This is a genomic window from Paraburkholderia sp. GAS334 (genome assembly GCF_050436625.1).
GTDB lineage: Bacteria > Pseudomonadota > Gammaproteobacteria > Burkholderiales > Burkholderiaceae > Paraburkholderia.
Map to the genome: position 1 here is coordinate 102,694 of NZ_JBNDMO010000016.1, position 14,812 is coordinate 117,505.

Annotated in this window: 8 protein-coding genes; 6 read left to right on the forward strand and 2 right to left on the reverse strand. The window is 64.7% G+C overall.

Going from position 1 to position 14,812, the window contains the following annotated elements; translation table 11 throughout:
- Positions 1-2 precede the first annotated feature (2 nt).
- From P3T21_RS25640 to uvrA, 6 genes are all read left to right on the forward strand, one after another.
- Positions 3-1,007 (forward strand): LysR family transcriptional regulator, encoded by a 1,005-nt coding sequence (locus P3T21_RS25640; RefSeq protein ID WP_429258762.1) that lies wholly within the window; start codon positions 3-5, stop codon positions 1,005-1,007.
- Positions 1,004-1,975 carry a quinoprotein relay system zinc metallohydrolase 2 gene (locus tag P3T21_RS25645; protein ID WP_429258763.1) on the forward strand — a complete coding sequence of 324 codons (972 nt, stop codon included), beginning with the start codon at positions 1,004-1,006 and terminating at the stop codon, positions 1,973-1,975. The genes P3T21_RS25640 and P3T21_RS25645 overlap by 4 nt, the downstream gene beginning before the upstream one ends.
- A 24-nt stretch (positions 1,976-1,999) precedes the next feature.
- Positions 2,000-2,863 (forward strand): quinoprotein dehydrogenase-associated SoxYZ-like carrier, encoded by an 864-nt coding sequence (locus P3T21_RS25650; RefSeq protein WP_429258764.1) that lies wholly within the window; start codon positions 2,000-2,002, stop codon positions 2,861-2,863.
- Positions 2,863-3,837, forward strand: coding sequence for an MBL fold metallo-hydrolase (locus P3T21_RS25655; RefSeq protein WP_429258765.1), 975 nt, complete (start codon positions 2,863-2,865; stop codon positions 3,835-3,837). The genes P3T21_RS25650 and P3T21_RS25655 overlap by 1 nt, the downstream gene beginning before the upstream one ends.
- A gap of 83 nt (positions 3,838-3,920) precedes the next feature.
- Positions 3,921-4,229: an EthD family reductase gene (locus P3T21_RS25660; protein WP_429258766.1), complete on the forward strand. Its 309-nt coding sequence runs from the start codon at positions 3,921-3,923 to the stop codon at positions 4,227-4,229.
- Between the two features lie 340 nt (positions 4,230-4,569).
- Complete coding sequence (gene uvrA / locus P3T21_RS25665; protein WP_429258767.1) at positions 4,570-10,470, forward strand: excinuclease ABC subunit UvrA; 5,901 nt, start codon at positions 4,570-4,572, stop codon at positions 10,468-10,470.
- A 133-nt stretch (positions 10,471-10,603) separates the two neighbouring features.
- Here the strand turns inward: uvrA and P3T21_RS25670 are convergent, their stop codons facing one another.
- Both P3T21_RS25670 and mprF read right to left on the reverse strand, forming a co-directional pair.
- A complete protein-coding gene (locus P3T21_RS25670) occupies positions 10,604-12,076 on the reverse strand; it encodes a virulence factor family protein (protein WP_429258768.1) in 1,473 nt (490 codons plus the stop codon).
- Positions 12,073-14,613, reverse strand: a complete 2,541-nt coding sequence (gene mprF, locus P3T21_RS25675; protein WP_429258808.1) for a bifunctional lysylphosphatidylglycerol flippase/synthetase MprF — start codon at positions 14,611-14,613, stop codon at positions 12,073-12,075. The genes P3T21_RS25670 and mprF overlap by 4 nt, the downstream gene beginning before the upstream one ends.
- Positions 14,614-14,812 lie beyond the last annotated feature (199 nt).

The window sequence follows — 14,812 nt, forward strand, 5'->3', positions numbered from 1 at the left end:
ACATGAACTTCATCCGCTCACTGACATTGCGCCAGTTGCAGATTTTCGTGGTCGCTAGCCGCTATCCGAGTTTTGCACGCGCGGCCGAGGAACTGCATCTGACGCAACCCGCCGTATCGATGCAGATCCGGCAGCTCGAGGATGTGGTCGGCCTGCCGCTGTTCGAGCGCGTCGCACGCAAGCTTGCGCTGACCGAGGCCGGTGAGCGTTTCTCGCATCACGCGAGCCGCATCATCGGCGAGATCAAGGATGCCGAAGATGCGATGACGTCGCTGACGCAGGCCGATAGCGGCTCGATTGCGGTGAGCATCGTGAGTTCGGCGACCTATTTCGCGCCGAAGCTGCTGGCGCTCTATTCGCAGCAGTATCCGAAAGTGGACGTGCACTTCTCAGTGGGCAATCGCGAAACGCTGCTGCGCCTGTTGCAGGACAACGCAACCGATCTCGCGATCATGGGCCGGCCGCCGCCTGAACTCGGCACGACCGCCGAGCCGATGGCGTATCACCCGCACGTGATCATCGCGCCGCTGTCGCATCCGTTGCGCGATGCGCGTCGCTTCGATCTGCAGGAGCTGGCGGGCGATACGTTTCTGCTGCGCGAGCCGGGCTCCGGCACGCGTGCCGTCGTCGAGCACACGTTTCGCCAGCATCTCTTCGTGCCGGCGCGCACGGTCACACTCGGCAGCAATGAAACGATCAAGCAGGCGGTGATGGCCGGTATGGGCGTGAGCCTTATTTCGCTGCACACGCTTGCGCTCGAACTGCGCACCGGCGAAATCGCCTTGCTGGATGTGAATGGCACGCCGATCGAAAGGACGTGGCAACTCGTGCATTCGCGCTCGAAGCAGTTATCGCCGACCTGTCTCGCGTTTCGACGGTTTTTGCTCGAGCACGCGGAGCCGTTTCTCGAGAAGGAATACGCGCAGTTTGCGTTCAGGCCGCCGAAGCGCGCCGCTGAGCGGATACTCGAAGGAACGGTGCCGGTCGATCCAGGCCGTACAAAATGAACGGCGCGCTCCGGCGTGTGATCGCGGCCGCCGCCTGGCTGGGCTTCGCTTTCGCGCTGCTGACGACAGCGGCGCACGAGGCCGAGGCGGCTCAGGCGGCTCAGGCGGTGAGCGCGCTGAAAGTGCGGGAAATCGCGCCGGGCCTCTATGTACATCGGGGCCACGATGACGTCGCTACACGTGCGAACAAGGGCGACATCGCGAATATTGGCTTTGTCGTCGGCACACGCTGCGTGGCGGTGATCGATACCGGCGGAACCGCGCAGGAAGGCCGCGCGCTGCGCGCCGCGATCCGCGCGGTGACTCCGTTGCCCATCTGCTACGTGATCAACACGCATATGCATCCGGATCACATTTTCGGCAACGTTGCGTTCGAGCGCGATCATCCGCAGTTCGTCGGCAGCGCGACGCTCGGTGAAGCGGAAATGTCTCATGCGGAGAGTTATCTGCGCGTGCTGCATCGCGAACTCGGCGCACTCGCTGACGGCAGCACCATCGTGCCGCCCACGCTGCCGTTTAGCGGCAGCATGACGCTCGATATCGGAAATCGTGTGCTGAAGTTACAGACGTGGAAAACAGCCCATACGAACAACGACCTGACGGTCTACGATGAGAGTAGTGGCACGCTTTGGCTCGCCGATCTGCTGTTTGTGCAGTGCATTCCGGTGATCGATGGCAGCGTGGTGGGCTGGCTCGCCGATATCGCGACGATCCGTCAGATGAATCCGCGTCGCGTGGTGCCGGGGCACGGGCCGATCGATACGCCGTGGCGCCCCGCGCTCGACGCCGAAGAAGCGTATCTCGCCGGTCTGGTCCGCGATGTGCGTGCAGCGATCAGGCAGGGCACGACGATGCAGCAGGCGATCGAGACGATAGGGCTCGATCAGCGAAACAAATGGCGGTTGTTCGATATCTACCACCAGCGCAACGTGAGCGCCGCGTACGTCGAACTGGAGTGGGAACAGTAGGGCAAGGAAGCACGGAGGGACATCATGAAAACGACAACGCGAACCGCGATGAACGGTTTGCTAGCGGTGCTGGCGGCGCTTGCCATGCATGCGGTCTACGCTGTGCAACCGGGCGACGATCCCAACAAGGTGGCCCGCTGGCTCGATTTCAAGGAAGGCACGTTCAAGGATCGCCCGATCGATACGCATGGCGACCCCGTGATCAAGTTTGATGCACCCGCCCGCGCTGCCGATGCAGCCGTCGTGCCGATCGCGATCACCGCGCAGTTTCCACAGACGCCGACGCACTACATCAAGAAGATCTACATGTTCATCGACGAAAACCCGGAGCCGTATCTGGGGTGGTTCGAGTTCACGCCGGAGTCCGGGCTCGCGAGCCTGGAAACGCGTGTGCGCGTCGAGGATTACACGTATATGCGTGTGATCGCCGAAACGAACGATGGACATCTCTATAGCGCGGTGCGGTTTATCAAGGCATCGGGTGGCTGCTCGGCACCGGCTGGCAAGGACGACGCTGTCGCCGAAGCGAGCGCCGGTGCCGTCCGGCTGCAACCGGAAGGGCAGTCGACGCCCGGTAAGCCGCAACTCGTGCAGCTGATGGTCCGGCACCCGAATCGCACCGGCATGGCGATGAATCAGGTAACGCGGCTGTATTCCTCCGCGTACTTCGTGCGCAAGGTGGCGGTGACGTACGTGGACAAACCCGTGATGACCGCGAACGTGAATTTTTCGATCAGCGAGAATCCGAACTTCCGCTTTTACTTCGTGCCGCGCGATGGCGGCCTGTTGAAGGCGCACATCGAGGACACGAAGAATAAACAGTTCGACAGCCAGGTCGCGATCGGCCCGCATCCGGCCGTGCAGCAGACGTCTGCGACGACGCCCTGATGGTTAAAGGGTCGTTTCGGGGTCGCGCCTGGGTGCTGGGTTGCGCCGTGCTCGTGGCCGCGCGCATTGCGCACGCCGCGGCGGCTGACGCGTTGCCCGCGCAACCGGCGCTCCCGCTGGTGGTTCCAGCGCCGGTACAGGTCGCCCAGGGCGTCTACGTCATGCAAGGCAACGGCGACGCGGTTGCGCCCGCGAATCGCGGCGTCGTCGCGAATAATGGTTTTATCGTGGGATCGGGCGGCGTGACGGTGATCGACACGGGTTCGTCGTATCGCTACGGCCGCGCGATGATCGAGGCGATCCACACGATCACACCGTTGCCGATCCAGCTCGTGATCATCACGCATCAGGCGCCGGAATTCGTGTTCGGCGCAGCGGCGTTTCGTGACCGCGATATCCCGATCCTCGCGCATCAGCGCGCGGCCGAACTGATCCGCGATCGATGTGCGATCTGTCTGAAGAACCTGCGTCACACGCTCGGCGAGGAAGAGATGGCAGGCTCGCGTGTGACAGTGCCGGATCGCAGGGTCGATGGCACGACGACGATTGATTCCGGCGGTCGTGCACTCCAGTTGCTGCATTTCGGCCCGGCCAGCACGCCAGGCGATCTCGCGGTGCTCGATACGTCGACGGGCGTGCTATTCGCGGGCGGGCTCGTCAGCATCGGGCGAATTCCCGAATTGCGCAACGAAAGCATTCCCGGCTGGCTCGCTGCGCTCGATCAACTCGCGGTGCTCGATACGCGTCTTGTCGTACCGGGTTTTGGGCCGCCCGTGCAGCGACAGGACATCATGCAGACGGGCGCCTATCTGCGCGAGCTGGATGCGGGCGTGCGCCGTGCCTATGCGTCGGGCGTCGGGCTGACGGAGGCGATGCGGACCGTCCAGGCACCGTCGTTCACGCGATACCGGCTCTACGCGATTGCGCAGCCGGCGAACGTCCAGCGGCTGTATCTTCAACTTGAAAAGCCGTGACGTGGCGAAACGTCGACACAGAAAAGGCGTAACGTCGCGGCTGCGGCAAGCGGTTTTAACTGACTAACCACGGAGACAGGATCATGGCAAAACTCGTCGTGCTGTACAAAAACCCGACCGACAAAGCGGCGTTCGACGCGTATTACGAATCCACCCACGTGCCGATCGCGAAGAAAGTGCCTGGGCTGAAGAAATACGAAGTCAGCACGGGGCCGGTCAAATTACTCGGGGGAGAGTCGCCGTACCACCTCGTTGCCCTGCTGGAGTTCGCTTCGACCGATGCCCTGATGCAGGGGCTCGGCTCGCCCGAAGGCAAGGCCGCCGCGGGCGATCTCGCCAACTTCGCGCAGGCCGGTGCGGAACTGCTGGTGATCGACACGAAGGAAGTCTGAACTGGACGCGTCAACGCGCTTCCAGCGAAGGCCACCGTCACGCGCTATCCTGCGAAGTCGACGTGTGGCCGGTTCTTTCTGAAGGGGTTCCCAGGCTGCTGCGGCTGGCGATTCCCGGCCCATAAGCGGCCCATGAGCGGCCCATGAGCGGCCCATGAGCGGCCCCTAAGGCGAGCACGCTGCCACCGTCAGCAGGTTGGAAAACTGTATAAATATACAGTATAGTGTGCGATCGAAGCCCGCCTTGCCGGACCTCCGCCGAGGCGGCACGCACTTCCATTCGCGCGGCGGCGCACGCTGGCCGCGACACTGGCTAAACTCATTCAGACGGACAGATAAATTGTCATCTAATGGTACGAACCGCGGAACGATCCGCATCCGCGGCGCCCGTCAGCACAATCTCAAGAACCTCGACCTCGACCTGCATACCGGCGAAATGACCGTCGTGACCGGGCCGTCCGGTTCAGGCAAGTCGAGCCTCGTGTTCGATACGTTGTATGCCGAAGGGCAGCGGCGCTACGTCGAAACCTTCAGCGCGTACGCGCGGCAGTTTCTCGACCGCATGGACCGGCCGCAGGTGGACCGCGTCGACGGCGTGCCGCCGGCGATTGCCATCGACCAGACCAATCCGGTCCGCAGTTCGCGCTCGACGGTCGGCACGATGACCGAACTCAACGACCATCTGAAGCTGCTCTATGCGCGCGCGGCCGGACTGTACGACCGCAAGACCGCGCAGCCGGTGCGGCACGACACGCCGGAGACGGTCTACGCCGATCTGATGGCGCGCACGGCGGGCACGGATCCGCGGCTGGCTGTCACGTTTCCCGTAGAACTGCCCGAAACGGCAACGGAAGCCGAAGTCGAGCAGTGGCTGTCGGCGAGCGGCTACACGCGCGTGCAGGCGCAACGCGAAGTGGTGTCGCCCACCGGTCCGCGCAAGGTGCTGGATGTGGTCGCCGACCGCTTCCGTCTGCAGCAGACCGAGAAGGTGCGCGCACTCGAAGCAATCGAGGCGTCGCTCAAGCGCGGTGCCGGGCGCGTGAATGTGTACGTGCTGCCGCAGGTACCGGAAGAGAGCGCCGAGCCGCAGATCTGGCGCTTTTCGACGGGGCTTCACAACCCGGATAGCGATCTGCGTTACGCCGATCCGCAGCCGGCGCTGTTCTCGTTCAACTCGGCGTATGGCGCGTGCGAAACGTGCCGCGGCTTCGGGCGCGTGATCGGAGTCGACCTGGGCCTCGTCATTCCCGATGAGCGCAAAACGCTGCGCGGCGGCGCAATCAAGACAATGCAGACGCCGGCGTGGAAGGAGTGTCAGGACGATCTGATGCGCTATGCGGCAACGGCCGGCATTCCGCGCGATACAGCGTGGTCGGAACTGTCGGAGGCGCAGCGCGACTGGGTCATCAACGGCTCGCCCGACTGGGACGGCAAATGGCAGAAGCAGTGGTACGGCGTGAAGCGCTTCTTCGCGTACCTCGAATCGAAAGCGTACAAGATGCACATCCGCGTGCTGCTGTCGAAGTACCGCAGCTACACGCCGTGCGAAACATGCGGCGGCGCGCGGCTGAAGACGGAATCGCTGTTATGGCGGCTCGGCACGAAGCCGAACGCCGACGCCGTGCTCGAAGCAGGCCGCCGTTTCCTGCCGCGTGGTGTGGACTGGTCGCGCGCGCAGCTTGAAGCGCTGCCGGGTCTCACAGTGCACGACCTGATGCTGCTGCCGATCGAGCGCATCCGGCGCTTCTTCGACGAAATCACGCTGCCGAGCGTGCTGCTCGACGATGCATTGAAGCTGCTGCTTGCCGAAGTGCGCACGCGCCTCAAATACCTGTGCGATGTCGGCCTCGGTTATCTGACGCTGGATCGCCAGAGCCGCACATTGTCCGGCGGCGAAGTGCAGCGGATCAACCTGACGACCGCGCTCGGCACCTCGCTCACCAAGACGCTCTTCGTGCTCGACGAGCCGAGCATCGGGCTGCATCCGCGCGACCTGAACCGCATTGTCGAAGCGATGCATCGTCTGCGCGATGCGGGCAATACGCTCGTGGTGGTGGAGCACGATCCGTCGGTGATGCTGGCGGCGGATCGTCTGATCGACATGGGCCCAGGCCCTGGCGAGCGCGGCGGCACGATCATTTACGACGGCTCGCCCGACGATATCCGTTCGGCGGGCACGCTCACCGGCGAATACCTTGGTGGTCGCCGGCATGTGGCTGACGCGTCGCGCTGGTCGCGCCGTCCGGTCGAGGCGAACGCGCCGCGCATCGTGCTCGAAGGCGCGCGCGAACATAACCTGCGCGACGTGACGGTGGAGATTCCACTGCAACGTCTTGTCTGCGTGACGGGCGTGTCCGGTTCGGGCAAGTCGACGCTGCTGCAGGACGTGCTGTATCCGGCGATGGCGCGGCATCTCGGTCGTGCGACAGAAACGCCGGGCGCGTTCCGGCGGCTCGAGGGCGCTGACCAGGTCAGCGATGTCGTGTTCGTCGACCAGTCGCCGATCGGCAAGACGGCGCGTTCGAACCCGGCGAGCTACGTCGGCGCATTCGACGAAATCCGCAAGCTGTTCGCGAAGGCGACGCTCGCGTCGCAACGCGGCTATACGGCGGGCATGTTCAGCTTCAACTCGGGTGACGGCCGTTGCCCGACCTGCGGCGGCTCCGGCTTCGAGCACATCGAAATGCAGTTCCTGAGCGACGTCTACCTGCGTTGCCCGGATTGCGACGGGCGCCGTTATCGCGCCGAGATTCTCGAAGTGAAGATCGAGCGCGGCAATCCGGCGCGCGCGTTGAGCATCGCGGATGTGCTGGAACTGACGGTGCACGAGGCGACCGCGTATTTCGCCACCGATGCCGAAGTGCTGCGCGTGTTGCAGCCGATCGTCGACGTGGGTCTTGAATACGTGAAGCTCGGGCAGCCGGTGCCGACACTGTCTGGCGGCGAGGCACAGCGTCTCAAGCTCGCAGGCTTTCTCGCGGAGACGGCGCAGGCGCGCACGCCGCGCGGCGCGAAGCAGGCGTCCGCTACGGCGGGCAAGCTCTTTATGTTCGATGAGCCGACCACGGGCCTCCATTTCGACGATATCGCGAAGCTGATGCAGGCGTTCGGCAAGCTGCTCGCAGGCGGCCATTCGCTGATCGTGATCGAGCACAACCTCGACGTGATCCGCGCGGCCGACTGGCTGATCGATCTCGGACCCGAAGGTGGCGACGGCGGCGGCCGTGTGCTGTGCGCCGGTACGCCCGACGAAGTCAAACAGTGCGAGGAATCGCACACTGGCCAGGCACTGCTGCAATACGACGAATCGATGGGCGTGGAAGTCACGCCGGCTTCGCAAGGCGTGCCGCTGCAAACGGCGTTGACGGCGGCGCGTGCGCGTCGCGCGGTTGAAGGCGAGGACGTCGTGCGGATCGTGAATGCGCGCGAGCACAACCTGAAGTCGCTCGACGTCGATATTCCGCACGGCAAGTTCAACGTGATTACGGGCGTGTCCGGTTCGGGCAAGTCGACGCTCGCGTTCGATATTCTTTTCCACGAAGGCCAGCGCCGTTATCTGGAATCGCTGAACGCGTATGCACGTTCGATCGTGCAGCCGGCGGGGCGTCCTGAAGTCGACGCCGTGTACGGCATTCCGCCGACCGTTGCGATCGAACAGCGGCTGTCGCGTGGTGGGCGCAAGAGTACGGTGGCGACTACGTCCGAGGTGTGGCATTTCCTGCGGTTGCTCTATGTGAAGCTCGGCTTGCAGCATTGCATTCACGACGGCACCCCGGTTACCGCGCAAAGCGTCGAATCAATCGCCGCGCAACTGCTGCGCGATCACAAGGGCCAGCACGTCGGGCTGCTTGCGCCGCTGGTAGTGAACCGGAAGGGCGTCTATACCGATCTCGCGAAATGGGCGAAGGCGCGTGGCAATACGCATCTGCGTGTCGATGGCGAGTTCGTGCCGGTGGACCCGTGGCCGAAGCTTGACCGCTTCCGTGAACACACAATCGAACTGCCGGTCGCGGACATCGTGGTCTCGGCGGATCACGAGGCGCAGCTGCGTCGCGCGCTCGACGAGACGCTCGAAGTCGGCAAGGGCGTGATCCACCTGCTCGCGCCGCTCGACGGTCTGCATGACGCGATGAACGGCCGTGGCGCCAACGGGCACGTCGGCGAAGTGAAGGTGTTGTCGGTGAAGCGCGCGTGCCCGGTGTGCGGCACGAGCTATCCGGAACTTGACCCGCGGATGTTCTCGTACAACAGCAAGCACGGCTGGTGCACGACCTGCGTCGGCACGGGTCTCGCCTTGACGCGCGAACAGCGTGCAGCGTACGACGACACCGTGATCGTCGATGACAATCGCGGCCGCGAGCAGAGCTTGCCGTCGGAAGAGCAGGAACCGGAAGGCGTGGGTGACGAGCCGTGTCCGGATTGCAGCGGCACGCGGCTGAATCCGGTCGCGCGCGCGGTGACGTTCGATGGCCAGGCGATTGTCGATGTCGCGCAATGGACGGTGTCGGATACGCGTCAATGGATCGATTCGCTTGCACTCACAGGACGCGATGCGGGCATCGCGCGTGATGTTGTCAGCGAAATCGGCAGCCGGCTGCAGTTCCTCGAAGAGGTTGGGCTCGGCTATCTGAGTCTCGATCGCGCGGCGCCGAGCCTGTCAGGCGGTGAGGCGCAGCGTATCCGGCTCGCGGCGCAACTCGGCAGCAACCTGCAGGGCGTGTGTTACGTGCTCGATGAACCGACGATCGGGCTGCATCCGCGTGACAACCAGATCCTGCTGAACGCATTGCGCAAGCTGGGGGAGAAGGGCAACACGCTGGTCGTCGTGGAGCATGACGAAGATACGATCCGGCGTGCCGATCACATCATCGATATCGGTCCCGGTGCGGGCAAGCGTGGCGGTAGTCTCGTTGCGCAGGGCGGCGTGAAGGACCTGGCGGCGCAGTCTGAGTCGTTGACCGGGCAGTTCCTCGCGCACCCGATTACGCATCCGTTGCAGCCGCGTCGTCCGGTTGTGCCGGCGCGCCGGAACACGGCGGCGGTGCCTGAGAACTGGCTGACCGTGCACGGCGGCAAGCTGCATAACCTGCGTAACGTGACGGTGGGCATCCCGCTCGCGCGGCTCGTTGCTGTGACGGGCGTCAGCGGCTCCGGTAAATCGACGCTCGCACGTGACGTGCTGATGGCGAACATGCTGGATGCCGTGGGTCGCTCGGTGCTGTCGTCACCGGCGACGAAGCGTGCGCGCAAGGCAGCGCAAACCGATGAACCCGCAACGAACCGGCGTTCGAGCGTGCTTGCACGCAGCGCGCCGCGGCCGTCGCTGAACGTGACGCACGCGTGGCAAGGTTGCGATTCGATGACCGGCTGGGAAACCATCGACCGTGTGCTCGAAGTCGATCAGACACCGATCGGCAAAACGCCGCGTTCGTGTCCGGCGACGTACATTGGCGTGTGGGATACGATCCGTCGTCTGTTTGCCGATACGCTTGAAGCACGGGCACGCGGCTACACGGCTTCGCGTTTCTCGTTCAACACGGGCGACGGTCGTTGCCCTGCCTGCGAAGGCCAGGGCGTGCGCACGATCGGCATGAGCTTTTTGCCGGACGTGAAGGTGCCCTGTGATGTCTGTCACGGTCAGCGCTTCAATCCCGAGACGCTCGCCGTCACATGGCGCGGCAAGAACATCGGCGACGTGCTCACGATGGAAATCGACGAAGCCGTCGAGTTCTTCGCGCCGCTGTCGAACATCGCGCATCCGCTGCAGTTGATGAAGGACGTGGGGCTCGGTTATCTGACGCTGGGTCAACCCTCGCCGACGCTGTCAGGCGGCGAGGCGCAACGCATCAAGCTCGTCACCGAACTCAGCAAGGTGCGCGACGACATCACGCGTCGCGGACAGAAGGCGCCGCACACGCTGTACGTGCTCGATGAACCGACGGTCGGTCTGCATATGGCCGACGTCGCGAAGCTGATCCGCGTGCTGCACCGGCTGGTCGATGCGGGGCATAGCGTGGTGGTGATCGAGCATGACCTCGACGTCGTCGCCGAAGCGGACTGGATCATCGACCTCGGACCGGAAGGCGGCGTCGGCGGTGGCGCGATCGTCGCGGCGACACATCCGGAAGGGCTGGTACAGGTCGCCGCGAGCCATACGGGGCGCGCGTTGGCGCCCGTGCTCGCGCGCGAGCGCAGCGAAGTGGCCGCGCCGGAGGAGCAGAGCGTGGCAAAAATCGGGTGAGCGGGATGAGTTCGTCCGGCCGCGTGGGTTAGCGGCCGATGATCAACCAGATAAGCAGCCAGATAAGCACCGGGGCCGCATTCTTGATGAATGTGGCCCCGATGTCTTTGTAGCGTGCCGCGCGAATGCGTCGTTAAAGCGAGCCTTGTTTTGTAGCAGCGCACGCCGGATTCGGCACGCCATTCGCCGAGGCCTTCCCCGCCGCGCATTCACGCGCTGCAATCTGCTTGCGCCAGCCTTCCAGAATCGTATCCGCGAGGCTGTTGTAGTCGTGGCCGAAGTGATGTCCACCCGGCGTGCGCATGACACTGGCGCCCGTTTTCGCGAGCGCCGGACACAGCGTGTCCTTTTCGTCTTCTCCGTAGATGCACTGCACGATGGCCGGCGGCACTTTTGCCACTTCCGGCATCGCGGGCAGCGCTTCGCTGCTGGCGGGCATGCCGAGCCAGCCGCTCACGCGGATCTGGAAGTCCGCGTCATGGGCGAAGCCGAGCAGCGCCATCTGCGAAACCTTCGCGCGCAGTGCTTCCGGCAGGCGGTTGTACGCGAACGGCATCACGTCCGCGCCGAACGAATAGCCGATCAGTGCAACGTGCTGTGTATGCCAGCGCGCGCCGTACGCCTGCATCACGCGTGCGAGATCGTAGCCCGTCTGTTCCGGCGACTTCGTGCTCCAGAAGTAGCGCAATGCGTCGATGCCGACCACCGATACGTCTTTCTTCTGCAGCGCTTCGGCAATCGTCTTGTCGAGATCGCGCCAGCCGCCGTCGCCGGAAATGACGATCGCGAGCATGTCGGTCGGATGTGCGGCGCGCAACTCGATCAGCGGCAGGTCCGACACATCCTGTTCGCCCGTATCATGCGGCCGCAGATGCGGCGAGAGCAGGGCGACCATCGTGTCGGCCGTCGACATGGTCGCTGCGAAGCGCCGCACCGGCACCGGCTTGCCGCCGATGGGCGCGGGCGCGTCGACGGCAGCCGTCGTCGTGGAAGCGACTTCGACGAAGCCCGGCAGGCCGTTGCCACGGCTGATCGTCGGATCGGGCGGGCATGAGTTGAAACGCGCGTCGAGCGTTGCGTCGGGATCGACCGATGCCGCGCCGGAAAGCGTGTTCGACGGCGCCGTGGACAGCATGCGTGTAGCAACCAGGCCGCCTTCGCCCGTGCCGGCGACGATCGGCAGGAAGTAGCGGCTCGACTGTTCTTCGCGCTGCAACTGGTGGCTGATGTTTTCCACGTCGCCAACCAGGTTGTGGCAGACCTCCGGTTTGGTGAACGGCGTCGCGGCGTAGCGCGCCGTATCGACGCCGACGACCATGGCGCCGTTTTTCGCGAGCGCATCGGCGGCCTGCTGGTCGGCGGGGCGCCAGCCGTCAGCCTTCGAGAAAAGCACGACGAGGCCACGCATCGGGCCCGTCGGCCGGGTCACAGTGACGTCGCCGAAGCGGCCGCCCGACACCGTCGTGACGGAACCCGCAATAGCGCTCACCCTGGCGCCGGAAGGAGCGGCCGCGGCAGTGCCGGTGGCGGCATCAGCATCCGGCAATACGGAAGCAAAAAGGCCCGAGGACAATCCCAGGGCCAGTGCAATCTTCAACAATTTCATGAACGCCAGCCTTCGGCGAGAAGCGACAGGTCGGCGAGGGTCAGCACGACGCCGACCGAACCCGACGCCGCGAGATAACGCGGCTCCCAGGTGGGCTGGAATTTGCTCTTGAAGCCCCGCAGACCGCGGAAGTTATAGAAGCGGCAACCAAAACGCCACATCAGACCGGCGAGACGGTGCCACGGTGAAGCCAGCGGCGTGGGGTTCATGCCCGACAGCGGCGCCATGCCAAGACTCAGGCTGCGGAAATTTTCCTGCTTTAGATGCAGCGCGAGCTTGGTGAACAGATATTCCATCGCATACGGCGACGCGTCGGGCGCGTGACGCATCACGCCGACGGTCGCGTCCAGATTCAGGTCGGTCGTCATGAACGTGACGAACGCGACCGGCGTGCCCTGCTGACGCACCAGCATCACGGATTGCGCGGCCAGGTAGTCGTCGGTGAAAGCGGCCACCGAGAAGCTCTTTTCCTTCGCGGAACGGCTGTCGAGCCACGCATCGGAAATGCCGCGCAGCGTCGGCAGCAGGCCGGGCACGTGCGGCGGCTCGTACATCTCGGCCGTCAAACCATCGCGTTCGCCGCGCTTTAACGCATAGCGCAGATGCGTACGGTGCGCGCCGGCCAGTTCGAAATCGCTCAGGACGATGCGGGCTTCCTCACCGAGCTTCATCAGCGAAAGGCCGGCGTCGAGATAGAGCGGCAGGGCGTCGGCGCGGACCTGATAGAACGCAGCGCGTCCGCCGTGCGCATGCGCGAGTGCCATGAACTCGCCGATCAGTTCGACCCATTCCTCTCGCGGCCCGACCGGATCGTGCAGCGCGGCCCATGTGCGGCCGTGCTTCGCGTACATCAGGAACGCTTCGCGCGACTTCGAAAACAGGAAGCTCTTGTCGCCCATCAGCGCGAGGCCGGCGTCGCTGCGCTCCTGCGCGCGAACGATCTTCGCGGCGTCGGCGAGGTCGACCGCGGGCGGCATGACGAAACGCCCGGCGGCCGGACGCAGCAGTTGCCAGAAGGCGATGACGGTCGCGAACAGACACGCGCCGAGCGTCGCGCGCAGCGCACGCGGCGCGCGTTCGTCGAAGGCGAAATCCCACCACAGGTCGCGGCTGTACGGCACATCGCGGAAGGCGAAGAACAGCACCCACGACGCCACGATCATCACGATGCCGACCGACACCAGCCACGTCGCAGTGAACCGCTCGCTAAAGAGCGACGATGAACGGTTGAAGCGCTGGCGCGTCGTGGCCAGCAAGATGATCAGCACGCTCAGCACGCCGGCTTCGACAAACGCGAGGCCCTTGGTGAGCGAGAGCGCGAGACTGGCGAGCGCGAGCAGCATCGTGAGCCACCATGCGGCGTCGAGCCGGCGCAGCAGACCGCGTGCGACGAACAGCAGCAGCACGCCGAGCAGACTCGCGAGCAGTTGCGAGCCTTCGAGCACCCACAGCGGCAGCACGGTCTGCAACATCGCGAGACGGCGTCCGAACGCGGGCGTTGCACCGGAAATCACGAGCATGCCGCCGACCGCAAACGTGATGACGCTCAGAAACAGGGGCGCGAGCTGCGTGATGTGCTGCGAGTTGCGCGACGCAAAGCGCGCCTTGAGCGCCTGTCCTTCGAAACCGGCCAGCAGCGCGGAAGACAGCAGCAGCGGCACGCCGAAGTAGATCACGCGATAGGCGAGCAGGGCGGCGACCATGGCCGGCGTCGGCATCGTGCCGCCGAGCGCGAACACCATCGATGCTTCGAACACGCCCAGACCGCCCGGCGTGTGGCCGATCATGCCGAGCAGCATCGCCATCGAGAAAATCGCGATGAAGTGGGCAAAGCCGATGTCCGTCTGCGGCAGCAGCGCCCACAGCGCAATGCTGGCGGCGGCGACGTCGGCGGCGGCGAGCGCCAGCTGCGCGACCAGATCGCGGCGCGCAGGCACATCGAGCTTGAGCGGGCCGATCTGGATCTGGCGTGCAACCGGCCGGCACGCGCCGATCAAGAGCGCGAAGAGCGCGACGATGGCGAGACCGGTGCAGACCAGCAGCGTTGGCGAAAGATGGGTCATGCGGCTCATCGACGGCGCGGCGTACAGCATGCCGAGACCGGAGAGCAGAACCAGCGACAGACCCAGCGTGACGCTCGTGAACAGGGTGAGCCTGCCGACCTGCGCCGGCTTGATGCCTTCGGCGCCGTAGATGCGGATGCGCACGGCGCCGCCGGTCAGCGCGCCGAAACCGGTCGCATTGCCGAGCGCCGACGCGACCGTAGCGCCGATCCACAACACCGGACGCGAGACGCACGCGCCGAGCGAGCGCAGGCCGACCGCATCGCGGGCGACGAGGACAACATAACTGGCGGCAGTCGCGACGAGCGACGTGATGAGCGCCTGCGGCGACAGATGGCGCAGGCTGCGGACGACGGAGTGATAGTCGATGGTTTTCGACAGATGCTGGATGACCAGCAGGACGATGGTGCAGACGACAAGCGCAAGCGCGGGAACAGCGATGCGTCGCAGCGGGAGTGATTTCAGCCGCTGGATAGTGGACGCGCCGAACGCACGCGAGAAGCGTTCGGAGAAGCTCGGCCTACCTTGATGCACCGTGTCGGTGCGTGCCGACACATTATTTGAACCGATGCTGCCCACTTGCCTACCTCGTTGAAAGCCATGCGTATTATAACGGCAAGCTAGGCAGAAAGTTGACGCGGTCGGGGGCGAATTGGTGCAAAAACGCGCTAGA